Origin of the sequence: Rhizobium sp. NZLR1b, assembly GCF_019685155.1 — a bacterium.
Taxonomy (GTDB): Bacteria; Pseudomonadota; Alphaproteobacteria; order Rhizobiales; family Rhizobiaceae; genus Rhizobium.
Map to the genome: position 1 here is coordinate 94956 of NZ_JABDWC010000015.1, position 24393 is coordinate 119348.

The following is a 24393-nucleotide window of genomic DNA, read 5'->3' on the forward strand; positions in this document are numbered from 1 at the left end:
CGCCACTGGCCACCCTCGTCCTTCGAGGCCCCTACGGGGCTCCTCAGGATGAGGGTGGAGAGAGGGCGCGGCTTGTGTCACCGGAAGGTCCTGCGGTGTGCCAACGGCCAGACTCCGCCCGGCATTCATCCTCTGCATCGACCACTGAAAGCTGTCGTATCAAGCAGGTCGCCTTGCGCCGCCGGCCGTCATTGCTGCGTCAATGCGATCTCGCTCATTAGCTCCACAGGCGGAAATCGGACACAGTCTGCGGCATCGAAATTCACCGCGAACTGCATCCGGTTTTCGTTCGCCCAGTTGATCGCGATCTCTGATTTTGCCTTCGGCACTTTTGCGGCGACGGTGCAGTGAGGTACCCAGTTGCCGGGCCTATAGTGCTCGTGACAGCATGCGGGATCGATCTCTTGGTGCAGTGCCGCGTGCAACTGGAAAAGCGCGTCGTCCGCAATCGGACGCGCCCATAAGACGATGAACTCGTTCTCGAAATAACTGGCACCCGAAAAGTTCACGGTCACGGTCGAACGCGTGCGGAAAACACGCTCGAACGCCTCGGCCAACCGATCGGAAGCAAGCTCTTGATAGACGGCGAGGGTGAGGTGGCGAGGATAGTTCAAAGCCCGCATCGAAGCGATCTCTTCGAATACAGCGGCTTCCTCCCAGAGTTTGAAAACCGGCGACGCGGTCTCGTTCAGACATTTGAGGCTGACCCCGTAAGACATGCGCGAGCGTTATCAGTCTATCCCGGCTGAACCATAGCTTTACATCGTTGCCGATGTCGAGCAGCCGCCGGCATTGCAGGATATCGGGCGGCTTTGTCTGTTTTTCCGCCGCGGGGATTCGACTATCATGGGATGCTTGAACGAGGCGCAGCAGGGGTGACGACGCGGCCGTTGGCAAAAGCTTGCCGAGGGAGGTAGAAATGTCGAGTTTCAGGAGCGCCGTGGTTTCTTTGCCCGGTAAGGAGCGGTTGGCGAGAACGCCCTTCGGCGCGAGGATCGTCATCCATGCCACGGCCAAGGAGACCGGCGGCGCGTTCGGGATGTGGGAAACCTTCACCCCGCCGGGTCATGGTCCGGCCCCGCACACGCATACGCGGGAGACGGAAGTCTTTCGAGTCATCCATGGGCTCTACCAATTTCAATGCGGCGACGAGGAGTTCGATGCGCCTGCGGGAAGCGTCGTCGTTCTGCCGCCGCATGTACAGCACAGCTGGCGAAACATAAGCGACGAACCCGGTCAGATGTTCGGCATGGTGACGCCGGGCGGATGTGAGCAATTGTTCATCGATATCGACGCCTTCGGTGCTGATACGCCCGCGAAAATCGCGGTGATCGAAGCGCGATTGGGGATCATCAACGACATGACGCTGGCGCTCGGATTGAAGAGCCCATGATGGCGCTGATCGACCATCGCGGCCTTGCGTAAGATTGACAACGGAGCTTATGGGGGCGGCGTCCTCCAACGCTGCTCATCCTTGAGGTGCGGAGCCCGCAGGGCGGAGCCTCGAAGGACACGCGGCGGCACTGCTCCGCATCAATATTGCCGCCGCGCCGAGCGCCCGCCTCGTCCTTCGAGGCTCCTTCGGGGCACCTCAGGATGAGGCTCTCTTGGGGGGCGCCGGGGCTGGCGGAAAAGGGCAGGATGCGGAAGCTTTGCCGACCAGGTAAATGCTATCGGCTCGATGTCTGACGCCCACTCTCGCTCTATTCCCGCGCCATCGCCCGCCAGGCGACCGGCGGGATGGCGAAGGCGCGGGAGAAGGCGCGGTTGAAGGCGGCTTCGATGGCGTAGCCGGCATCATTCAGGTTTGCGGACTTGCCGCAGGCGCGGGGAACGCCAGGCGGCTATTCTTGCGCTCGGCAATATACTTGTGAGATTGTATCGATATACATGCGATACTGCATGATGCAGGTAGCATGGGGGCTTCGATGACATCCGTGAGGGTCAATGAGCTGATATCGGTGACGGGACAGCCCGATGCCGCGGGCTTTGCCGCTTTTGCGGCAAACGGCTTTGCCGGCGTCATCAATGCCCGGCCGGATGGCGAGGAGCCGGGGCAGCCTGGCAATGCCGCGGAAAAGGCTGCTGCTGCTGCCGCGGGGCTCGCCTACAGCTTCGTGCCGGTGAAAGGGGCCGAGATCACCGAGGCCGATATCCGCGCTTTCCAGATGGCGATGACGCAGGCGAAGGGGCCGGTCGTTGCTCATTGCAAGAGCGGCACACGGGCGCTGACGCTCTATGTGCTGGGAGAGGTGCTCGACGGGCGGATGCAGCCCGGAGAGGTCGAGGTCTTCGGCCAAAGACTCGGCTTCGATCTTGCCGGCGCACGCCGCTGGCTGGAAAAGCGGGCTGGGCAGGCGGCTGGTGTGAAGGCTTTCTTCGAGCCCCGCAGCTGCAGCGTGCAATATGTCGTTTCAGACCCGGTGACAAAACGCTGTGCCATCATCGACCCGGTGCTCGATTTCGACGAGATGTCGGGCGCGACGGGAACGGCGAATGCCGACGCCATCCTCGCTCATATTGACAGCGAGGGGCTGACGGTCGCGTGGATCCTCGACACGCATCCGCATGCCGATCATTTCTCCGCCGCGCATTACCTCAAGAGAAAGACCGGCGCGCCGACGGCGATCGGCGCCCATGTCACCGACGTCCAGGTGCTCTGGAAGGAGATCTACAACTTGCCGGCACTCGAAACCGACGGCTCGCAGTGGGACCGGCTGTTTGCCGATGGCGACACCTTCGAGATCGGTGGGCTTGAAGCCCGTGTGATGTTTTCGCCCGGCCATACGCTTGCTTCGGTGACCTATCTGATCGGCGATGCCGCCTTCGTGCACGACACCGTATTTACGCCGGATTCCGGCACGGCGCGCACGGATTTCCCCGGCGGCAGCGCCAGCGCCCTCTGGCACTCGATCCAGGTCATCCTGTCGCTGCCCGATGAGACCCGGCTCTTTTCCGGCCACGACTATCAGCCCGGCGGGCGCCACGCGCGCTGGGAAAGCAAGGTGGCCGCCCAGAAAAACGGTAACCCGCATATATCAGGCATCGACGAGGCCGGCTTTGTGGCGCTGCGCCAGGCGCGCGACCGCACGCTGCCGAAGCCGAAACTGATGTTGCACGCGCTACAGGTGAATATTCGGGGAGGCAGATTGCCGGAGCCGGAGGGAAATGGGCGGCGGTATCTGAAGATACCGCTGGATGCGTTGTAGCAAGAAGTAGCGTGCGGCGTGCTTCGAGGTTTCGCCCTCTCGGGCTGCGCACATCAGCATCAGGGACGTTGGCGGATGCCGCGCTCACGACAGCGGGAACGGGAGAAAGCGGCGCCAACGCTCAAGAGAGCCTCATCCTGAGGAGGCGAGGATGCAGGTATTACACCGGCCAACAGGCCCCCTACGTTCCGTCTCTATTTTTCACCCGCACGAACCCAATCCTCCGCAATAGGCATTGACGTCTTGCGGGCAGGCGACGTAACTGGGGGCGACGGTTCCCTGAAGATGACTCCAAGGGGATTAATAGGGAACACGGTAAGGACGACCCAGCAGGGACCGAGACCGTGGCTGCCCCCGCAACTGTATGCGGATTGTCGATCATCTCAGGTGTGGCCAGCGACTGGCCATCTCTGAAGGGCTTATAGCCCTGCCACTGCGAGATATCGCGGGAAGGCGGATGAACCGACGGATATCCGCAAGCCAGGAGACCTGCCGTCAATCACGATCCAATCAACCGGGCGGGGATGCCCGGACAAGGAACAGACATGATTGACCTTCTGAACCTTCGCCGAATTTCGGCATGCATCCGTCTCGATTGGGCCTCCTGCGGTTAGCGCACGTATCACCGTGCCTTCGGCCGCGGGTGCGGCATAACCATGCTTTTTCTCTTCAATCGAGGTTTTTCATGCGCCAGATTCTCGCCACCATGACATTTGCCTTCGGGCTGATCGGCCTTGCGGCACCGAGCCTTGCCGCCACCCAATATCCTTTGACCATCACCAATTGCGGTCAGCAGGTGACGTTCCAGAAGGCGCCGTCGAAGATCGTTTCGATCGGCCAGGGCATGACTGAAATTCTCTTCTCGCTCGACCTTGCCGAGAAGATTGCTGGTACGGCCGTCTGGGTCGGTCCCGTCCTGCCGCAATATGCCGAGGCTAACAGCAAGATAAAGCGTCTCGCCGACAATGATCCGAGCTTCGAATCCGTTGTTGGGCGGGAGCCCGACCTGGTGGCGGCCGAGTTCGAATGGCATGTCGGCGCGCAGGGCTCCGTCGGCAAGCGGGAGCAGTTCCAGGATCTCGGGATCAATACCTATCTCGCGCCGGCCGATTGCGTCGCCAAGGTCAACACCGATGGCGGCGACGGTGTGCGCAAGGAGCTGTTCACGATGGAGCTGGTCTACCGTGAGATCGCCGAGCTCTCGGAGATCTTCGACGTGAAGGAGCGCGGCGATGCGCTGATTTCCAAGTTGAAGAAGCGCGAGGCGGATGCCGTCGCGTCGATATCAGGCGCATCGGGCAAGAACCTGCCCATCGTCTTCTGGTTCTCCAGCAAGCAAGTCAATGGCGATGCTTTCATCGCTGGCAAGAACAGCGCGCCTGCCTATATCCTGAAGGCGATCGGCGCCAGGAATGTCGTGACAACCGAAGAGGAATGGCCGCTGGTTGGCTGGGAAACCATTTCTCAGGTGAACCCGGCGGTTATCGTGTTGGCGACCATGGACCGGCGCCGCTACGCCGCCGACGATCCGAAGGTCAAGATCGATTTTCTCGAGAACGACCCGGTGACCAAGGAGCTTGACGCGGTCAAGAACGAGCACTTCGTGATGATGGACGCGCAATCGATGAACCCGACGATCCGTACGATCGACGGCATCGAGACCTTGGCGAACGGCATCAAGTCCTTCGGTCTCTCGCAGTGAAGGCAATGTCGGTCAGACAACACGGATGGTGGGCGCTTGGCGCGCTCACCATTTCTGCCTTTCTGCTTCTCGGGCTGATGATCAGTCTCGCTGTTTCGATCGGGGAGATCGCGATCCCGCTAGCGACCACGGCGGAGGCGGTGTCGAACCGGCTGTTCGGCACGGATTTCGAGCTCAGCCGCATCCACCAGGGCATCGTCTGGGATTATCGGCTGAGCCGGGCGCTGGTTGCGGCCAGCGCCGGCGCGTCGCTCTCGCTCTGTGGCGCCGTGCTGCAGGCGCTGCTGCGCAATCCGCTGGCCGAACCCTACGTGCTCGGCATCTCTGCCGGCGCCTCGACGGGAGCGGTCTGCGTGATGATCCTCGGCTTCGGCTACGGTGTTTTCGGCCTGTCGAGCGGCGCCTTCATCGGCGCGGTCATCGCCTTTCTGCTGATCGGCTTCCTTGCGACGGGTGCGGGGGGAACCGGCGAGCGCATCATCCTTTGCGGCGTCGCCGGCTCGCAGCTCTTCAATGCGCTGACCTCCTACATAGTGACGACATCGGCGAATGCCGAGCAGGCGCGCGGCATCCTGTTCTGGCTTCTGGGGTCGCTCAGCGGCGTGCGCTGGCCGGATGTCTATCTCTCGGTGCCGATCGCGCTTGCCGGCTTCGTCATCTGCATGGCCCATGTCAGGGCGCTCGACGCCTTCTCCTTCGGCACGGATGCGGCGGCCTCGCTCGGCATTGCCGTGCGCCGCGTCCAGATCCTGCTGTTCGGCCTGACGGCGGCGATGACGGCAAGCGTCGTCAGCGTGGTGGGCTCGATTGGCTTCGTCGGCCTCGTCATTCCGCATGCCGCCCGCTTTCTCGTCGGGCCGGGCCATCGGCGGCTGCTGCCGGCAACGGCGCTCGGCGGCGCAATCTACATGGTCGGCGCCGATATCGTCTCGCGCATCATCATCCCGCAGCAGGTCCTGCCGATCGGCGTCGTCACGGCGCTCTTCGGCGCGCCGGCCTTCGCCGTCATCCTCTATCGCGTCCGGAGGAGTGCATGAGCATTACCATCGATGCGGTGAGTTTCGCCGCCGGCGACACGGTCATCGTCAACGGCGTCAGCCTGACGGTGGCAAAGGGCAAGGTGCTCGGTCTGCTCGGGCCGAACGGCTCCGGCAAATCGAGCCTGCTCAGGCTGATCTGCCGGCTGCGGAAGGTCCGCAGTGGCGTCATCCGGCTGGGCGAAGACGATATCGCCTCGCTGTCACGCGCAGCCCTTGCGCGGCGCATCGCCTTCGTCGAGCAACAGTCGACGACCGATACGCAGCTGACGGTGCGCGACGCGGTGCAGCTCGGCCGCACGCCACATCGCGGGCTGCTCTCGCCCTGGGGCGCGGAGGACGATGCCGCGGTCGATGAGGCCTTGTTACGGGTCGACATGGGGGAGCGGGCGGGCCAGCTCTGGCAGACGCTGTCGGGCGGCGAGCGCCAGCGTGTCCATATCGCGCGGTCGCTGGCGCAGGCGCCGAGCGAGTTGTTGCTCGACGAGCCGACCAATCATCTCGATATCCAGCATCAGCTCGACATTCTCCAACTGATCTCGAAACTCGGCATCACCTGCATCGTCGCGCTGCACGATCTCAACCTGGCGGCGATGTTCTGCGACAGCCTGGCGGTGCTTCAGAAGGGCGAGGTCGTCGCCTCGGGCGCACCGGAGCATGTGCTGACGGAGGATATGATCGCCCGTGTTTTCGGCGTTCGCGCCCATGTCCAGAAATCGGCCGTGCATGGCCGGCATCATATCCAATACGTCATGGATTGAGCGGCTGGGAATTCGTTCTCAGGGAGAGGCTTACTGGCATTTTTCCAGGACTGGCGTATGATTTCCTGGGGCGCGCGCGCCCGGTCGAACGGAGTTTCGCGATGCTCGAAAGAAATCAGTTTCCCCTGCGCCCGGTCGTTCCCGGTTTCGCGGTCGCCTGGGTCGTCATCATTTCAGGTGCTAGCGTCGCTCTCAGCCTGCTTTTTGCCTGCGTGACGCCCTTCGTGGCCTTGGCGGCGGTGTCAGCGGTCATTCTTCCTCGGCGGATGGCGGTGACGGCGGTTTTGCTGGCCTGGCTCGCCAACCAGATGGTCGGATATCTCCTGCTCGGTTATCCCCAGACTTGGGACAGTTATGCCTGGGGCTTGGCGATCGGTATCGCTGCAATCGCATCTCTGGCGGCAGCGCTCGGAGTGCTTCGTCTCGCGGCGGACCTTGCCGTCACCGCGGCTGGCGCCTTCATGGCCGGCTTCGTTGCCTATGAAGGCGTACTCTTTGCCGCAACGGCGGTGCTTCCGTCAGGCGAGAGCGCGTTTTCGGCGTCGGTCGTGGCAAATGTCCTGCTGATCAATTCTATCGCTGCGATCGGGCTCATCTGCCTTCATGCCGGCGCGGCGGGTGGCCGTGCGCTGGTTGCAAGACAGCCGGGACCGGCGCTGTCTTAGGCCTCTGATTTCATGCACGTCGTTCGGCCAAAACCGCTGCGCAGTTGTTTCGGCCGACCTTTACAGGCCTCGAAGGGCGAGGTGGGTGCGCCAGCGGAAGGAGCAGCGCTGCAGCGCGTCCTTCGAGGCTTCGCCCTGTGGGCTACGCGCATCAGGATGAGGGGCGTTGGAGGTTTCCGCGCCCGGGCTTCGGGGATGCCGGGGGTTTGCTCTTGCTATTCCACCGCGGCAGTCACTGCAGGCGCCAATACGCCAAAGTCCAAGAGCCTCATCCCATAGAGGCTTGTCGTTATATCCGCCAACCGCTATCTGGTGCTGACCCAGGCGGACCCGCCGAAAACGACAAGGCCTTTCATGATCCCCAATTTTCTCGTCACCCATTCCGGTGGCTTCCATGCCGACGAATTGCTGTCGAGCGTCATCCTGACCCGGCTTTTCCCGCAGGCGCGCATCGTCCGCAGCCGGGCGCCGGAATGGATCACGCCGGGCAAAGACCGGATCATCTACGATGTCGGCGGCGTCTACGACCCCGATGCCGGGATATTCGATCACCACCAGCGCGGCGCGCCGTTGCGCGACGATGGCCAGCCTTACAGCTCGTTCGGCTTGATCTGGAAGCATTACGGCCGTGATTATCTCGCAGCCTCCGGCCTTCCCGAAACACATGTCGATGTGGTGCATGGCTCTTTCGATGCCGGCTTCGTGCTGCCGATCGATCTGACCGACAACGGTGCGCTCAGCCCCTCGGGACCGCTGGCGGGGCTAACGCTGCCGGCGCTGCTGGAGACCCTGAAACCGGTTTTCGACGAAGCGGACCCCGAGGCAGACGATCGCGCCTTCCATGCGGCTCTTGCCATTGCCCGCAGTTTCGTTGAGGCGAGGATCGCCCAGAGTGCCGCAAAACTGCGGGCCGAGGCGATGGTGCATCGGGCGATCGAGGTTGCGGGGCAAGGGCGTGTTCTGGAATTGCCAAGAGGAATGCCCTTCCGTCCCGCCATCGTCAAGGCCGGCGCCGATCACCTGCTGTTCGTCGTCCACCCGCGCGAAAAAGATTGGTGCGTGACCGGCATCCGCCGTGCCGAGCAGGGTTTCGAGCTCAGGGCCGATCTGCCGGCAGCCTGGGCCGGTCTTGCTAATGGAGAGTTGGAGGCGGTTTGCGGCATAGAGGGTGCGACCTTCTGCCACAACGGCCGCTTCATCGCCGCCGCCAGAACCCGCGAGGCGACGCTTGCCATGGCCGAGTTGGCGGTAAAGGAAGCGCTCTCGATCGGGGAGTAGTCAAAAAGGGCGTCAGCTGGCGTGGCAGTTATCCGCGTCGGGTCCACCTGGTATCAGAGGCGTTCAGGTGACCCAAATGTGGAAGCGATTGACTTGCATCCGCGAAGGACTAAGCTTTGGGCCATAACAACCACCACCCACACGCGAGAGATAATGGACGGTGTGAGTGGCTGGCGACCTTGAGGAGGATGAGGTTTGCCATGGATTACCGTGTTGTTCTGCTGATTGGTGCAACTGTGACTGCCCTTTTCCCTGCTGTCGCCGGGGCGCAGGAGGGTGATGCGACGGCGGGCGCCACCGTTTTCAAAAAATGTGCGACCTGTCATATCGCCGAGTCCGATACGAACAAGGTCGGCCCGTCGCTGAACAAGCTGTTTGGCAGGAAGGCGGGAACGCATCCTGATTTCGCCTATTCGGCCGGCATGAAGGCGGCAGGCGAAGGCGGTCTCGTCTGGGACGAGACGGTGCTGCGTGACTATCTGCACAATCCGAGAGCGAAGGTGAAGGGCACGAAGATGGCGTTTGTCGGCCTGAAGGACGACCAGGAGATCACCGATCTCATCGCCTATCTCAAGCAATATTCCCAGTGAGGTTGAATACTCCAAATGACGGGTCGCGGCCGACGGCGCATGCCTAAATTGCCGTAATTGCCGATATTTTCTATCTGTGCGATAATAAACACGGACTTTCTGCGGAATGCGGTTTCACGGTCAACCTGCTCGAGGAGGAGCGGAAATGGCTGTCGTGCTGATCCTCGTCCTGATTGTCGTCGGCTCGGTGCTGTTCCATGTGCTGAGCCCGTGGTGGTGGACGCCGATCGCGTCCAACTGGACCTATATCGACAGTACCCTCGTCATCACCTTCTGGATCACCGGCACCGTTTTCGTAGCGGTGATTTCGTTCATGGCCTACTGCGTGTTCCGCTTCCGCCACAAGCCCGGCAACCGGGCGCATTATGAGCCTGAAAACCGTCGGCTGGAATTGCTGTTGGCAGGGGGAACGGCGGTCGGCGTCGCGGCGATGCTGGCGCCCGGCCTCATTGTGTGGAACCAGTTCATCACGGTGCCCGCCGATGCCGCATCGGTCGAGGTCGTCAGCCAGCAGTGGCTGTGGAGCTTCCGCCTGCCGGGCGCGGACGGAAAGCTTGGCCGTGCGGAGACGCGCAACGTCACTCCTGACAATCCGCTCGGCCTCGACAAGAACGACGCAAGCGGCCTCGACGACGTCATCATCGAGGGCGGTGAGCTGCATCTGCCGATCGGCAAGCCGGTGCACATATTGCTGCGCTCCGTCGATGTGCTCCACGATTTCTACGTGCCGGAATTCCGCGCCAAGATGGACATGATCCCCGGCATGATCACCTATTTCTGGCTGACGCCGACGCGGACTGGGACCTTCGAGATCCTCTGTGCCGAACTCTGCGGCGTCGGCCACCCGCAAATGCGCGGCACCGTCGTCGTCGACGACGACGCGGACTACCAGACCTGGCTCGGGCAGCAACAGACTTTCACCCAGCTTACGGCGTCATCGGGAGAGCCGCCGCAGGCAAACTGACTTCGGCGCAGCCGCCGGAGCCGCTTGATGGCTCAGTTAACCGGCGGGGAAAGGGAAGAGAGATCATGGTCGAGATTCCATCCGGCAGCATTCCATCCGCCGAAGTCGAGGATGTCGAGCTTTACCATCCGAGAAGCTGGTGGACGAAATATGTGTTCAGCCAGGATGCCAAGATCATCGCCGTGCAATATTCGATCACCGCCATCTCGATCGGCCTGGTGGCGTTGGTACTCTCCTGGCTGATGCGGCTGCAGCTTGCTTTCCCCGGCCATTTCGCCTTCATCGACGCCGATCACTATTACCAGTTCATCACGATGCACGGCATGATCATGGTGATCTATCTGCTGACCGCGCTGTTTCTCGGCGGCTTCGGCAACTACCTCATTCCGCTGATGGTCGGCGCGCGCGACATGGTATTCCCCTACGCGAACATGCTGAGCTATTGGATCTATCTGCTCGCGGTGCTGATCCTGGTTGCGGGCTTTTTCGCCCCCGGCGGTCCGACCGGGGCTGGATGGACGCTTTATCCGCCGCAATCCGTTCTCTCCGGCACGCCCGGCGGCAAGGACTGGGGCATCCTGCTGATGCTCTCCTCGCTGATCGTCTTCATCATCGGCTTCACCATGGGCGGCCTGAATTATGTGGTGACCGTGCTGCAGGGGCGGGCGCGGGGGATGACGCTGATGCGGATGCCGCTCACCGTCTGGGGCATCTTCACCGCCACCGTGATGGCGCTCTTGGCCTTTCCCGCGCTCTTCGTCGCCTGCGTCATGATGCTGTTCGACCGCGTGCTCGGCACCAGCTTCTTCATGCCCGCCATCGTCGAAATGGGCACGCAACTGCAGCATAGCGGCGGCAGCCCGATCCTGTTCCAGCACCTGTTCTGGTTCTTCGGGCACCCCGAAGTCTATATCGTCGCGCTACCTGCCTTCGGCATCGTCTCGGACCTGATCAGCACGCATGCGCGCAAGAACATCTTCGGCTATCGCATGATGGTCTGGGCGATCGTCATCATCGGCGCGCTCAGCTTCGTCGTCTGGGCGCACCATATGTATGTCAGCGGCATGAACCCGGCCTTCGGCTTCTTCTTCGCCACCACGACGCTGATTATCGCTGTCCCGACGGCGATCAAGGTCTACAACTGGGTGCTGACGCTGTGGCGCGGCGACATCCATCTGACGCTGCCGATGCTCTTTGCGCTCGCCTTCATCGTTACCTTCGTCAATGGCGGCCTGACCGGTCTGTTCCTCGGCAATGTCGTCGTCGACGTGCCGCTGTCGGATACGATGTTCGTCGTCGCGCATTTCCACATGGTCATGGGTGTGGCGCCGATCCTCGTCATCTTCGGGGCGATCTATCACTGGTATCCGAAGGTGACGGGACGCATGCTGAACGAGGCGCTCGGCCAGATCCACTTCTGGATCACCTTCCTCGGCACCTATGCGATCTTCTTTCCAATGCATTATCTCGGCCTGCTCGGCGTGCCGCGTCGCTACTACGAGCTCGGGGAGACGGCCTTCGTTCCACCTTCGGCCCATACGCTGAACATCTTCATCACGGTCATGGCGCTGATCGTCGGGGCCGGGCAGATGGTCTTCCTGTTCAATCTGGTCTGGAGCCTTTTCCGGGGCAGGGAGGCCGGCGGCAATCCATGGCGGGCAACGACGCTCGAATGGCAGACGCCGCAGACGCCGCCGGCGCACGGCAACTGGGGCAAGGACCTGCCTGTCGTCTACCGCTGGGCCTATGATTACAGCGTGCCAGGGGCGGCCGAGGATTTCATCCCGCAGAATGTGCCGGCAAGCGATGGCATCACCCGGGAGGTGCCGGCATGAACGTCATCCTGCTCTTCCTTGCCGCAGTCGGCGCCATCATCTTCTGGTGGCTTTCCGGGCAGCGGCTGACCTCGAAGCCCTGGCTGGAAGCCGGATCCATGCAACTGCCGGATCATCATAGCGCCGATCGGCCACCCGTGCCGGCGGTGAAAATCGGCCTGTTCGTGTTTCTCGGCGTCGTCGGCGCGCTCTTCAGCCTTGCTGTCAGCGCCTATTTCATGCGCATGGCGTCGGCGGACTGGTGGGGGATGCCGGTTCCGCGCCTGCTCTGGGTGAACACGGCAGCACTTGCCTTGAGCAGTGCCGCGCTGCAATGGGCCAAACGAGAAGCGCGGCACGGCCGCATGGAAGCCCTGCGGCCAGCGCTTGTGACGGGACTTGCGCTTGCGGTCTTCTTCCTCGTCGGACAAATCCAGGCTTGGCGGGAACTGACTGCAGCCGGCTACGTGCTTGCCGACAATCCCGCCAACAGCTTCTTCTACATGCTGACCGGCCTGCACGGACTGCATATCCTCGGTGGGCTTGCCGTGCTCTCGCACACGACCGTCAGGGCATTCTCAACCGACGTCGCGCCGGACAGGCTACGCCTCAGCGTCGATCTTTCCGCCATCTATTCGCATTTCATGCTCGCCGTCTGGCTGTTGCTCTTTGCCCTCTTTGCCGGGTGGGCGAATGATTTCGTCGATCTCTGCCGCACATTGCTGAAATAGGGGCTGAAATAGGGGCTGAACCAGGGGCCGAACTAGGAGGTTGCAGATGGCACAGACTATCGAGACGCACGGCGAGCCGGACCTCAGGCCGGTCGGTCTGCGCGGTATCGCCGCCGATTTCAGCTCGGATCAGCGCGCCTTCAAGACGGCGTCCTGGGGTAAGGCGATGATGTGGATCTTTCTCCTCAGCGACACCTTCGTCTTCGGCTGTTTTCTGATCGCCTATATGACCGCCCGTATGTCGACGCCGGTCGCATGGCCCAATCCGAGCGAGGTTTTCGCGCTCCATATCGGGGGCGAGGATGTTCCGCTGATTCTGATCGCAATCATGACCTTCGTGCTGATCTCAAGCAGCGGCACCATGGCGATGGCGGTCAATTTCGGCTATCGCCGCGACCGCCACAAGACGGCGATGCTGATGCTGCTGACCGCACTTCTCGGAGCATGTTTTGTCGGCATGCAGGCCTTCGAATGGACCAAGCTGATCACCGAAGGCGTGCGCCCCTGGGAGAACCCGTGGGGGGCAGCACAGTTCGGATCGACATTCTTCATGATCACCGGCTTTCACGGCACCCACGTCACGATCGGCGTCATCTTCCTCCTCATCGTCGCCCGCAAGGTCTGGCGGGGCGATTTCGACGAGGAGCGCCGCGGCTTCTTCACCAGCCGGAGAGGGCGCTACGAGGCCGTCGAGATCATGGGCCTCTACTGGCACTTCGTCGACCTGGTCTGGGTCTTCATCTTCGCGTTTTTTTATCTGTGGTGAGGTCGTCATGAACGAGACAACGGCGCATGCACACACCCAAACGGCGCATGCACAAACACCGCATTCACAAGCCCCGGGACAGCAGCACCCGATCCGGCTCTATCTCTTCGTCTGGGGCCTGCTCTTCGTGCTCAGCGCCTGTTCCTACATGGTCGATTATCTCGGCATCCAGAGCTATCTCAGGTGGACGCTGATCCTTGTGTTCATGATGCTGAAGGCCGGGCTGATCGTCGCCATCTTCATGCACATGGCCTGGGAACGGCTGGCGCTGGTCTACGCCATTCTGCTGCCGCCGGTGCTGGTGCTGGTTTTCGTCGCGCTGATGGTATCGGAGGCGGACTATACGATTTTCACCCGGCTCGCCTTCTTTGGGGCTGGGCCGTAGATATCGGTCATCGGTTCCGAATTTTTATCGAATAGACTATTTCAACCGGAAGCAATTATGGCCGAGATTTTGCTGTTCCACCACGCACAAGGGCTGACCCCTGGAGTGCGCGCCTTCGCCGACGAGATCAGGGCAGCCGGCCACATCGTGCACACGCCTGATCTGTTCGACGGACGCATATTCCACAGCATCGAGGAGGGGCTTGCCCATATTGGCGAGATCGGCTTCGACGCCATCAGGGAGCGCGGCGTCCGGGTCGCCGACCAACTGCCTCCCGAACTGGTCTATGCCGGGTTCTCCTTCGGGGTGCTGCCGGCGCAGAAGCTGGCACAAACACGGCGGGGCGCCCGCGGGGCCCTGCTTTTTTACTCCTGCCTGCCGATCAGCGGCGAATGGGCTTTTGGACCTTGGCCGGACGGCGTTGCGGTGCAGATCCATGGTATGGACAACGATCCGATCTTTGTCGGCGAGGGTGACGTCGACGCCGCCCGCGAGATCGTGGCGAAGGTCGAGGACGCAGAGCTTTTCCTCTATCCCGGCGATCAGCACTATTTCGCCGATAGTTCGCTGCCATCCTATGACGCGGATGCGACTGCGCTCCTCACCACCCGCGTGCTTGAGTTCCTGCATCGCCTCTGATCCTGGCGTCGGCCCTGTCGTAGGTGTGACCTCCGGGAGGTCAGACATCTTCGTCGGCGCACGCATGGAGAGGCGATGCTCGGGCGATTGAACGGCCCCATCCCGGCGTCACCCTGTCGCTCATCGAGCAATCAATCCGCATGCAGCAGCGGCGAGGCCTTCAGCGTCCCGACGATGTGGTCGATGAAGGCGCGAACGCGATGGGGGATGGGGCCACCGGCAACGTGGACGGCGTGAATCAGTTCCAAGTCTCCCGGGTTGCAATCCTCCAGCAAGGCGACAAGGCTTCCCTCGGCAATTTCGGCCGCAACGTGGAACCGGGCGAGACGGGCGATGCCAGCGCCGGCAAGCGCCATCTGCTTCATCGTCTCGCCGTTGTTGACCACAAGGCTTCCCGACACCGGCTGTTCGATATCCTTGCCGTCGCAGCGGAAGGGCCATGACGGCCGGGCGCGGCGGAAGCTGAAGGTCAGGCAGTCGTGATGTTCGAGATCGGCCGGGATCTGCGGCCGCGTCTTCAGCGCAAGGTAGGATGGCGAGGCGCAGACGACGCGCCGGGACTGGCCGAGCTTGCGGGCGATCAGGCCGCTATCCGGAAGGTTTCCCATGCGAATGGCAACGTCGGTCTTCTCAGCGACCAGATCGACGATGCCGTCGGTGAGGCTCAGCTCGACGATGAGATCGGGGTTGCGGGCGACGAAATCAGGCATGGCGGGTGCGACGAACATAGTTCCGAGGGGCACGGTGACGCTGACGCGCAGCCGGCCGCGAACAGCGCCGCCCGCCGCTTCCTGATCGGCGTCGTTCAGATCCTGCAGGATTCTGAGTGCGGCGCGATGATAGGCTTCGCCTTCCTCCGTCAACGTCAGGGCGCGCGTGGTGCGCAGCAACAGGCGCGTTCCGAGCCGTGCTTCCAGGCGGGCGATCAGTTTGCTGACGGCGGACGGAGTGATTTCGAGGCTGCGGGCTGCGGCCGAAAAGCCGCCCTCCTGGACCACGCGGGCAAAGACTTCCATCTCGCCTGAACGCTCCATCAGAACGCGCATCATTGAGGAACCTCGTTCACAGGTGCATGTCCATTTCAGGCAATAGTTCTTTGTCTTCTCAGATCATAAATTGGTCCAGAACGCAATTTGGAGACCTCATGATGGACTTGAAACTGACTGACAGGACTGCACTCGTCACCGGCGGCACCGCCGGCATCGGGCTGGAAATCGCCCGCGCGCTGGCCGCCGAAGGCGCACGTGTTATCATCACCGGCCGCGACCGGAGCAAGCTCGACACTGCCATCGCCGATATCACGGCATCGGGCGCCAAGGGCGTCAGCGGGATTTTGGCCGATGCCGGTACCGGTGAGGGGGTTGCCGAGATCGCCAAGGCGGCACCCTCCATCAATGTCCTGGTCAACAATCTCGGCATCTATGAAAGCAAAGCATTCAACGACATCAGCGATGCCGACTGGAGCCATCTCTTCGAAGTCAATGTGATGAGCGGCGTGCGCCTGTCACGCATCTATTTGCCCGGCATGCTGGAGCGGAACTGGGGCCGGATCATCTTCATCTCGAGCGAATCCGCGCTCGCCATCCCGCAGGATATGATCCATTACGCCACCACCAAGACAGCGCAGCTTTCGATTTCACGTGGATTGGCACAGTTGACGCGCGGCACCAACGTCACCGTCAATTCGGTGCTGCCCGGGCCGACCCGATCCGACGGCATCGAAGCCTTCCTGCGCGGCCAGGCGAGCGATCCTTCCGCGCCCATCAAGCAGATCGAGGCCGAATTCTTCGCAACCGCACGCTCCGCCTCGATCCTGCAGCGCATGGTGGAGGCCGAGGAAGTGGCAAGCCTGGTCGCTTATCTCGCGAGCCCCCGTTCGTCTGCTACCAATGGCGCGGCGCTCCGGGCCGAAGGCGGCCTCGTCAACACCATCGCATAAGGGATGGTGTGACCGATACACTGCTGACGATCACCGCCGTCACCTTTGCCGAACGGAGCAAGGAGGCGGCCGTGGCCGCGGCCGGATTGCTGACGAGCACAGGATGAGCGCGGAGAGGCGGAGCCAAAAATCCCTACCTAAAACGTGATGGAGGTCGCTTCGGGCGAGGATCTCGGCAATGATGACCATCTATTCGCCACGATCCTATCAGGCCATGCTGTTTATTCCGCTTCCCTTCGCCGTTGCCCTTCTGCTGCTTGTCCTCTTCGTTACCGTCCTCAGGCAGGACGAGGAGGCGGCGCCGAACCGGCCGTTTCTGGCGCTTATCCTGCTCGCCGCGCTGCAATCCGTGCTCTCCGGCTTGCGCTGGGGCTATGGGGTGCAGACGGTGGGGATGGTCGCGCCGGTGATCGCGGCGATAGTGCCGCCGCTCGCCTATGCCGGGGTTTCCCGGCTGGTCCGGACGAGCCGGCGGCCGCTGCCGGTGCGGATTGCGCTGCATGCCGTGCCCGCCGTCGTTATCCTGCTTCTGACGGCTTTCTGGCGGGATGCGATCGATATCGCGCTGGTGCTTGTTTTCGTCGGTTATGCCCTGGTCATCCTGCTTCTGATGCGCCCTGGCGCAGATGCGCTGCGGCTGGCGCCCTTCGAAGGGGCGGTGCCGGCCTATCGGGCGATCATCTTTACGGCCGCCGCCCTGTGTCTCTCGGCCGCGGTCGATACCTTCGTCTTCCTCGACCTTACCTCGGCACACAGCGAGCGCGCGCTGACGCTGATCAGTATAGGAAATCTCGCCGTCCTCGTCATCCTCGGTATCGCGGCCGCCGTCGCCAGCCGAAGCCGGGCGCCTGCCGAGACGGTGGAGACAGCCCTGCGGCCGGAGACGAGCGAGGATAAGGAGACGATCGCTGCGGTCGATGCGCTGATGGAGGCAAGGAAACTCTATCGCGACGCCAATCTCAATCTCGACCGGCTGGCCCGCAAGGCCGGCATCCCGGCGCGGCAGATTTCGGCGGCGATCAACCGGGCAATGGACAAGAACGTCTCGCAATATGTCAACGACTACAGGATCGGCGAGGCCTGCCGGCTGCTCGCCGCCACCGAGAAACCGGTGACCGAGGTAATGTTCGAGGTCGGCTTCCAGACCAAATCCAATTTCAACCGCGAATTCCGCCGGGTGACTGATATGACGCCGCTGGCATGGCGGCAGCGGAAGGGGTGAGAGGATGTTCAGCCTGAGCCGACGAGTTCCAGGCCGCCTCTAGGGAAGCGATGGCGGCTGCCGGTGAGCCGACCGCGACCTCTCTCCGCCCTCATCCTGAGGCGCCCCGCAGGGGCCGCGAAGGACGAGGCCGGCCACTCCCACGTACACAATCGCGATCGAGGACTCCCTGGATCGTGTTCCAGGTCGCGATTTCTGCCGGGTCGGCGATGTTTGCCGGCATGAACACCACATCCGAACATGACCGAGACCTTGCCGCCAAGCTCAGATCGCTTTCGATCGAGCCCGCGGCCTTCGAGACAGAGCCGCCGAAGCCTCATGCCCGGCGGCGCACGACCCCTGGCGCAATGCTCGTCATTGCGGCGGCGGCATCGCTGGCGGCGGTTCTTTCCAATGGATCCGAGGCGCTGCAGCGAATCGAGACCGCGCTTGCGGGGTTTTCGGGCAGCGACCTTGGGATATCCGCCGATGGGGTGGAGGCGCCAGCCAGGCGCGGTGCCGCCGTTGAGGGGGTACGGACTCCGATCGAGGATGGAGCGAAGGGCACGACTGCTTCGACCCGGGAAATCACCGGCTCCGGTTATGTCACCGCACTCGTTATCACCACCGTTTTTTCCAAATATGAGGGCCGGATTGTCGCGGTCGGGGTGGAGGCGGGCGATAGCGTCGTCGCGGGGCAGGTGCTGGTGCGGCTCGACGATGCCGGCGCGGGCTTTTCGCTTCGGGGCGTGGAGATTGCCGGGCGGGCGGCGGCATTGGCACTTGATGCGAGGAATATCGAACTAGCGCAGGCGCGGTCGTCGCTTGCGCGCGCAGGGCGGCTCGCCCGACGTGATGCGATGTCGGCGCAGGCGCTGGAGGAGGCGGGGACAGCTGTCGACCGGGCCGAGAATGCAGCCCAGCAGGCAAGACAGGATGTCAAAAAAGCGGAACTCGAGATCGACAAGGCGCGTGAGCAGGTGGAGGCGCTGACTGTGCGTGCGCCGATCTCCGGCACTGTCACGCGGCTCGACGCGCATGTCGGCGACACGGTGCTGTCGCGCGAGGACAGCGTGCGGGAGGATGAAAGCCTGCTCGTCATTACCGATATGGCGAGCCTGGTCATCGATGCCGATGTGGCCGAAGCCAATATCGCGCTGATGCGGCCGGGCTTGTCAGGCGAGGCGGTGCTCGACGGCTTTCCCGGCCAGCCCTTTGAGGTCGAGGTGTCGAAGATCGCGCCTGTCATTTCGCGGGAGAAGGGGACGGTGACGCTGCGCCTGTCGCTGGCGTCTCCGCCGCCAGGCATGCGGCCTGCCATGGCTGCGCTCATCCGGCTGGTGGTGGGTGAGGGGGCGGATGTGGGTGCGTCGGCGGGTGGTGCCCATCACTCGCCCCCGTCCTTCGAGGCTCCGGCCTTTGGCCTGCGCACCTCAGGATGAGGGCTGATTGGGGTGCCGGCGGGGCTCCGCCTTCGGCCTCAGTGCCGCAGAATGAGGGCGGGTTGGCGTGCCGTCTGGCCGGGGATGATTGCTGTGCTGGGTAGCTGCGGCTTGCGGCGCGGCAAACCGCGACTTCTCTCCGACCTCATCCTGAGGTGCCCCACAGGGGCCTCAAAGGACGAGGGCGGCCACCGGTTACCGGCCACGGATCAACGAAGCACCAAGGAGCAGAGCATGACCGACATTCAAGACCCATATATCGCGCTTGCCGGCGTCAAGAAGGCGTTCAGGATCGGGGCGAAGACCATACCGATCTTCTCGGGGCTCGACCTTTCCATTCCGCGCGGCGATTTCGTTGCGGTGATGGGGCCGTCGGGTTCGGGGAAATCGACGCTGCTGAATTTGCTTGGCGGCATCGACAGCCCCGATGCCGGCGAGATCCGCATCGGGCGCAGCCATCTCGAGCAGATGGGCGAGGGTGCAAGAGCCGCCTGGCGGGCGCACAGCATGGGCATCGTCTTCCAATTCTACAATCTGCTGCCGATGCTGAATGCGGCGGAGAATATCGAGCTGCCGCTGCTGCTCAAGCCGCTGGGGCGCAAGGAGCGGCGGGCGCGCGTCGATACGGTCATGGATCTCGTCGGGCTTACCGGGCGGCAGCGGCAGTTTCCGTCGAGTATGTCGGGCGGGCAGCAGCAGCGCGTCGGCATTGCGCGCGCCATCGTCTCCGATCCCGATCTCATTCTCTGCGACGAGCCGACCGGCGATCTCGACCGGAAATCGGCGAATGATATCCTCGAGATGCTGGGCCTCCTCAATCGCGAGCTTCGGAAGACCATCATCATGGTCACGCATGATCCCGAGGCCGCCGCCTTTGCCCGGCGCACGCTGCATCTCAACAAGGGCGAATTCGTCGAGGGGGAAAGCCGATGACCTTCGTCGAGCTCATGCGGCGCAATGCCTGGCGCAAACGGCTACGCGCCGTTTTGCTGATGTTTTCGGTCGGCATCGCCTTCCTGATCTACGGGCTGACGGCGAGTTTCGTCACCGGCAGCCAGAGCGCGGCCGGCGCCAGCGACAATCTGCTCGGCGTCTTCAACAAATCAGGCCGGGGGCTGCCGCTGCCTTTTGCTTATCTCAACCGAATCGCCGCGGAGGGTGATGTCGCGGCCGTCGCCTATACGGCGCGCATGCGAGGCTTCGTCGAGGTCGAGAAGAATGTCGTGGCCGTCAGCGCGGTCGATCCGCAGGCGATTGCCGCCGCCAATGGCGCCGAACTCGGGTTGACGCCAGAGCTGATCGCGGCGCTGGAAGAGGGTCGCGACCGGGTGCTCGTCGGCAGGGCATTGGCTGAGGCGCAGGGCTGGTCGGTCGGCCAGCGCATCGGCGTCACCAGCCAGATCATGAAGGCCGACGGCAGCCGGAACTGGAGCTTCACCATATCAGGCATCTTCGAGGGTTCCGATGCCGGAACCGACACCTATTTCATGCTCGCCCGCTACGACATGGTCAATGCCGCCCGCGCGCGCGACAAGGATACGGTCGACGCCTTCGTGGTGCGCCCGCGCGAAGGTGTCGCCTCAGGCCCGCTGGCGGCGCGCATCGATGCGCTCTTTACCAATTCGGCGGCGCAGACCCGGACGCAATCGGAAAAGCAGTTCCTCGAGGCCTTTCTGCGGCAGTTTGCCGATGTCGGGCTGATCGTCAGCCTCGTCGTCGGCGCCGCCTTCGTGACGATCCTGATGATATCGGTCAACACCATGCTCTTCGCCATCAGGGAGCGCCGCTTCGAGATCGGCGTGATGAAGGTGCTCGGCTTTTCTCGCGGGGCGATCATGGCGCTCATTCTCGGCGAGACGCTGTTCATCTTCGCCGTCGGTGGCGCCGGTGGGCTCCTCCTCGCCAAGCTCGCAACTTTCTCCATCGGGCCGGAATTCGGCCTCGTCTTCAGCTTTGAGGTACTGCTCAAGTCCGCCGCGATCATTGTGGGGCTTGGCTTGCTGACCGGGCTGTTGCCGGCCCTGAACGCCATGCGCCTGCCAATCGTCAACGCCTTCAGAACGAGATAATCCAATGTCATCAGCGCTCAAGCAGACCTTTCTCATGATCAGAGTCAACCTCGGAAGCCTGCCGCGGCGGCTGTGGATTTCGCTGTCGATGGTGCTGTCGGTCGCCCTCGTGGTCGCTGTTTTGTCAGGCTTTCTGGCGATGGCGCGCGGCTTCGAGGCCGCTCTTGCCGGCGCCGGCTCGCCCGATATCGCCATCATCCTCGGCGGCGGCACCAATCAGGAGACCGGCTCGGACGTGCCGGCCGATGCGATCCGCAGCCTGACTGCCATGAGCGGCGATACCGGGATTGCGCGCGATGGCGCCGGCGGGCTGGCGCTGTCGCGCGAGACCATCGTGCCGATCGATGTAAAGGGGAGCGACGGTGCCGAGCAGACGCTGTCGCTGCGGGGCATGGACCGGGCCGGGATCGATCTCCGGGGCCGCGCCCGGCTTTCGCAAGGGCGGCTGTTTGTATCAGGCGCGCGCGAGATCGTCGTCGGCGCCGGCATCGCAGAGGCTTTCCCCGGCTTTGGCGTCGGCCAGACGGTACGGTTCGGCGCGGTCGACTGGACCGTCGCCGGCCAATTCACCGCCGGCGGCAGCGCCTTCGAATCCGAAATCTGGGCGGATCTGGACGCGGTGCAATCGGCCTTCGACCGACAGGGGCAGGTGCAGAGCCTGCGCGTGAAGCTTGCCGGCGTCGACTCCGCAACAGCGTTGGCGACGCTGCGCCAGCGCCTATCTGATATACCGGGCACGCCGCTCACCGCCATCCCGGAGGCCGATCTCTATGCCGCGCAGGCCGAGCGGACCGAGAGGCTGATCCGCTTGTTTGGCTGGCCAATCGCGCTGCTGATGGCGATCGGCGCGACGGCGGGCGCTTTGAACACGATGATGAACTCGGTCTCCGACCGCGGCGTCGAGATCGCCACGCTGCGCCTGCTCGGGTTTTCCAGCCTGCCGGCCTTCGCCGCTACCTGGTTCGAGGCGGGGCTGCTTTCCGTGGCTGGCGCGGGTTTCGGCATCCTCGCCTCCCGCCTTGCCTTTAACGGCTGGCAGGCGAGCACAATGGGCGCCAACAACACCAAAATGGCGTTCCAACTCGATGTGACGTTTGATGTGATCCTGACTGCCGGCGTGCTGGGGCTTGCGATCGGCATCCTCGGCGGCGCCTTGCCGGCGCTGGCGGCTGCCCGGCTGCCGCTGAGTTCGGCGTTGCGGGCGAGGGGGTAGGAGGCGCCGTGATTGTCACCCGCCCTCGGTCGGCGCGCTTTGCGGCCCAGTCATCACAGAACCGTGCGACGCCGTCGGTTCATGCAATTACCGCGCCGGATATTTTTCGGATAAGTTGCATCTTTCCAATATCTTAGTCGACTGGGGTGTTTGCCTGTGGAAGAAGGCCCGCGAACCTTCTCGCTGCCGCATTGACAACATCTTGTCGCCTTCTTGCCGTGGCCGGTTGCCCCCGCTGCGTCGGATCGACCGATACCGATTCGATTCTCGCGGCTCATAGCGATCCGACCAACAAGGCAACACGGCGATATGACAACCTATTATGTGAATTCAGCAATCGGCTCCAATCAGAACAGCGGAACGAGCGAGAAATCAGCTTTTGCGACTTTATCCAAAGTGGAATCTTTGACGCTGAAAGCCGGCGACAGCGTGCTTCTCGCCAAGGGCAGCGTGTTCAACGAGCAGTTCGATATCAAAAATTCCGGCAGCGCGAGCGCGCCGATCAAGATCGGCAGTTACGGGACGGGGGACGCACCTGTCATCCATAGCGGCGGTGACGGTATCCACAGTCTTTATGCGTCGAACATTGTCATCGAGAACCTTAAGATATCGAACACGGGCGGTGCGGCCATTTATGGCGGCGATGTCACGAACTGGACGGTCCGCAATGTCGAGATCGCCAAGTCGGGAATGTCGGAAAACGCCGGTGCCGTCACCTTCAGGAACAGCAAGAACGTCACGATCGAAGACAGCAAGATATCGGATGTCAAAGGCGACGGCTTCTGGATCGAAAAGGTCAGCGGCGTCAAACTTCTCAACAATACCGTCACCAGCGCCAATGGCTCGACGGCCGATGCCGTGCAGGTCAACGACAGCAGCAATATTCTGATCAAGGGCAATCATCTCGACCAGACTGATGCCAGCAGCCCGAAGGGGGTGATCGCGCTGGTGCGGGCCACGGATGCGGTGGTCGAGAATAATACGCTCACCGGGGGTGGCTTCGGCATCAGTGCGCCCGCGGGCAAGAATGTCGCCATCCGCGACAACGACATATCCGGATTTCACGGTTACAGCTGGTCTTTCGCCGTTGGTCTCGGCGATCAGGGTAGTGCGCGAGATTACGACATATCGGGCAACCATATTCACGACGGCGCCTGGGGAGTGGCCGTCAGCGGCGCCATCGGCACCAGCTATACCCTCACGAATATCAAGGTCCACGACAATGTCTTCGACGACCTCACGCAGTCAGCGCTGAAAGTAGACCGGCCGGCATCGGGCACGTTCTACAACAATACCATCGAGAGCGGGGTCAATGCCACCAGCCTGTCGCCCGCCGTCGTTGACGCGCACACCTTTTCCGTCAGTAACAACCATACGGTCGCAAATGTCGAGACGGCGCTTGCAAGCACGAATACCAAGGCTGCCGCAGTGACGGACGCGGCCGCGGATCCGGCGATTGCCGCTGTTCATGATAACCTGAAGATCCTGACCGATACGGGCGCCGCCCATCATGGCAATCTTCTCGAAAACGACAGTTCGGACAACGGCACCCTGGTGCTTCGCCGCTTCGGAGACGAAAGCGTGGGCAAGCACGGACTGACTCTGACCGGGGACTATGGTTCCATCCACGTGGACAGAGAGGGCAACTATGCCTACACGCTCGATGACACGAAGCTCCCCGACCATAGCGGACATGTGAGCGAGTCCTTCAGTTATGGTGTCGACGATGGAACCTCGCATCATAGCGACGCGGATACGCTGACTGTCTTCATCCATACGGATGGCTTGCTGAGCTGAGGGTAGGGGACGGCCTCTCGCCGCCCTCACCCTGACGTGCCCCGAAGGGGCCTCGCAGGGCGAGGGCGGCCACCCCCAGTGCTATCGAATATTTCAGATGGAGTTAGGGGCGCTCAGCCACCCCGCCCTCGTCCTTCGAAGCTTCGCCCCGCTGGCTACGTGCCTCAAGCATGAGGGCTGACCGGTGTGCC

At 62.7% G+C, this 24393-nt stretch carries 23 protein-coding genes and 1 riboswitch; of the genes, 21 read left to right on the forward strand and 2 right to left on the reverse strand.

The annotated features are described in order from the left end of the window. Positions 1–188 precede the first annotated feature (188 nt). Positions 189–719, reverse strand: a complete 531-nt coding sequence (locus HJB84_RS20850; RefSeq protein WP_207580942.1) for a 2'-5' RNA ligase family protein — start codon at positions 717–719, stop codon at positions 189–191. Between the two features lie 200 nt (positions 720–919). On the opposite strand from HJB84_RS20850, the gene HJB84_RS20855 reads away from it, so the two are divergent. The 14 genes from HJB84_RS20855 to HJB84_RS20920 all read left to right on the forward strand — a co-directional run bounded on the left by HJB84_RS20855 (position 920) and on the right by HJB84_RS20920 (position 14541). Next, the gene (locus tag HJB84_RS20855) at positions 920–1393 is read left to right on the forward strand and encodes a cupin domain-containing protein (RefSeq protein ID WP_207580941.1); all 474 of its coding nucleotides are present in this window, start codon (positions 920–922) and stop codon (positions 1391–1393) included. A gap of 535 nt (positions 1394–1928) precedes the next feature. Beyond that, complete coding sequence (blh, locus tag HJB84_RS20860) at positions 1929–3209, forward strand: bifunctional sulfur transferase/dioxygenase Blh (RefSeq protein ID WP_221116759.1); 1281 nt, start codon at positions 1929–1931, stop codon at positions 3207–3209. A 255-nt stretch (positions 3210–3464) separates the two neighbouring features. Further along, a riboswitch (cobalamin riboswitch) is annotated at positions 3465–3721 on the forward strand. A 173-nt stretch (positions 3722–3894) separates the two neighbouring features. Next, entirely contained in the window at positions 3895–4911 is a 1017-nt protein-coding gene (locus HJB84_RS20865; protein WP_221116760.1) for an ABC transporter substrate-binding protein, read from the forward strand. 5 nt (positions 4912–4916) lie between these two features. Then, positions 4917–5948: an iron ABC transporter permease gene (locus tag HJB84_RS20870; RefSeq protein WP_207580938.1), complete on the forward strand. Its 1032-nt coding sequence runs from the start codon at positions 4917–4919 to the stop codon at positions 5946–5948. Beyond that, positions 5945–6709, forward strand: coding sequence for an ABC transporter ATP-binding protein (locus tag HJB84_RS20875; protein ID WP_221116761.1), 765 nt, complete (start codon positions 5945–5947; stop codon positions 6707–6709). The genes HJB84_RS20870 and HJB84_RS20875 overlap by 4 nt, the downstream gene beginning before the upstream one ends. A gap of 101 nt (positions 6710–6810) precedes the next feature. After that, positions 6811–7374 carry a hypothetical protein gene (locus HJB84_RS20880; RefSeq protein ID WP_207580936.1) on the forward strand — a complete coding sequence of 188 codons (564 nt, stop codon included), beginning with the start codon at positions 6811–6813 and terminating at the stop codon, positions 7372–7374. A 354-nt stretch (positions 7375–7728) separates the two neighbouring features. Beyond that, positions 7729–8652 carry an MYG1 family protein gene (locus tag HJB84_RS20885; protein WP_221116762.1) on the forward strand — a complete coding sequence of 308 codons (924 nt, stop codon included), beginning with the start codon at positions 7729–7731 and terminating at the stop codon, positions 8650–8652. A 200-nt stretch (positions 8653–8852) separates the two neighbouring features. After that, entirely contained in the window at positions 8853–9242 is a 390-nt protein-coding gene (locus HJB84_RS20890) for a cytochrome c family protein (RefSeq protein ID WP_221116763.1), read from the forward strand. A gap of 145 nt (positions 9243–9387) precedes the next feature. Continuing rightward, the gene (locus HJB84_RS20895) at positions 9388–10206 is read left to right on the forward strand and encodes a cytochrome c oxidase subunit II (RefSeq protein ID WP_207580933.1); all 819 of its coding nucleotides are present in this window, start codon (positions 9388–9390) and stop codon (positions 10204–10206) included. A gap of 65 nt (positions 10207–10271) precedes the next feature. After that, positions 10272–12041 carry a cytochrome c oxidase subunit I gene (gene ctaD, locus HJB84_RS20900; RefSeq protein ID WP_207580932.1) on the forward strand — a complete coding sequence of 590 codons (1770 nt, stop codon included), beginning with the start codon at positions 10272–10274 and terminating at the stop codon, positions 12039–12041. Next, positions 12038–12751, forward strand: a complete 714-nt coding sequence (locus tag HJB84_RS20905; protein WP_207580931.1) for a cytochrome c oxidase subunit 3 — start codon at positions 12038–12040, stop codon at positions 12749–12751. Before ctaD ends, HJB84_RS20905 begins: the two co-directional genes overlap by 4 nt. Before the next feature lie 46 nt (positions 12752–12797). Then, positions 12798–13517, forward strand: coding sequence for a heme-copper oxidase subunit III family protein (locus HJB84_RS20910; protein ID WP_207580930.1), 720 nt, complete (start codon positions 12798–12800; stop codon positions 13515–13517). A 7-nt stretch (positions 13518–13524) separates the two neighbouring features. After that, positions 13525–13902 carry a cytochrome C oxidase subunit IV family protein gene (locus tag HJB84_RS20915; protein ID WP_207580929.1) on the forward strand — a complete coding sequence of 126 codons (378 nt, stop codon included), beginning with the start codon at positions 13525–13527 and terminating at the stop codon, positions 13900–13902. Positions 13903–13911: 9 nt separating this feature from the next. Further along, complete coding sequence (locus HJB84_RS20920) at positions 13912–14541, forward strand: dienelactone hydrolase family protein (RefSeq protein ID WP_311043802.1); 630 nt, start codon at positions 13912–13914, stop codon at positions 14539–14541. Between the two features lie 131 nt (positions 14542–14672). Here the strand turns inward: HJB84_RS20920 and HJB84_RS20925 are convergent, their stop codons facing one another. Beyond that, positions 14673–15590: a LysR family transcriptional regulator gene (locus HJB84_RS20925; RefSeq protein WP_221116764.1), complete on the reverse strand. Its 918-nt coding sequence runs from the start codon at positions 15588–15590 to the stop codon at positions 14673–14675. A 98-nt stretch (positions 15591–15688) separates the two neighbouring features. Between HJB84_RS20925 and HJB84_RS20930 the strand changes: the two genes are divergently transcribed. The 7 genes from HJB84_RS20930 (at position 15689) to HJB84_RS20960 (ending at position 24202) form a co-directional block, all read left to right on the forward strand. Continuing rightward, complete coding sequence (locus HJB84_RS20930) at positions 15689–16480, forward strand: SDR family NAD(P)-dependent oxidoreductase (RefSeq protein WP_221116792.1); 792 nt, start codon at positions 15689–15691, stop codon at positions 16478–16480. A 178-nt stretch (positions 16481–16658) separates the two neighbouring features. Continuing rightward, the gene (locus HJB84_RS20935; RefSeq protein ID WP_221116765.1) at positions 16659–17702 is read left to right on the forward strand and encodes an AraC family transcriptional regulator; all 1044 of its coding nucleotides are present in this window, start codon (positions 16659–16661) and stop codon (positions 17700–17702) included. 176 nt (positions 17703–17878) lie between these two features. Beyond that, the gene (locus tag HJB84_RS20940) at positions 17879–19123 is read left to right on the forward strand and encodes an efflux RND transporter periplasmic adaptor subunit (protein WP_207580925.1); all 1245 of its coding nucleotides are present in this window, start codon (positions 17879–17881) and stop codon (positions 19121–19123) included. Positions 19124–19357: 234 nt separating this feature from the next. Then, a complete protein-coding gene (locus HJB84_RS20945; RefSeq protein WP_207580924.1) occupies positions 19358–20056 on the forward strand; it encodes an ABC transporter ATP-binding protein in 699 nt (232 codons plus the stop codon). Next, on the forward strand, positions 20053–21192 hold the full coding sequence (locus HJB84_RS20950) for an FtsX-like permease family protein (protein WP_221116766.1): 1140 nt from the start codon (positions 20053–20055) through the stop codon (positions 21190–21192). The genes HJB84_RS20945 and HJB84_RS20950 overlap by 4 nt, the downstream gene beginning before the upstream one ends. Before the next feature lie 4 nt (positions 21193–21196). Beyond that, positions 21197–22405, forward strand: a complete 1209-nt coding sequence (locus HJB84_RS20955) for an ABC transporter permease (protein ID WP_221116767.1) — start codon at positions 21197–21199, stop codon at positions 22403–22405. Positions 22406–22714: 309 nt separating this feature from the next. Next, on the forward strand, positions 22715–24202 hold the full coding sequence (locus HJB84_RS20960) for a right-handed parallel beta-helix repeat-containing protein (RefSeq protein ID WP_207580921.1): 1488 nt from the start codon (positions 22715–22717) through the stop codon (positions 24200–24202). The last annotated feature ends 191 nt before the right edge of the window (positions 24203–24393 follow it).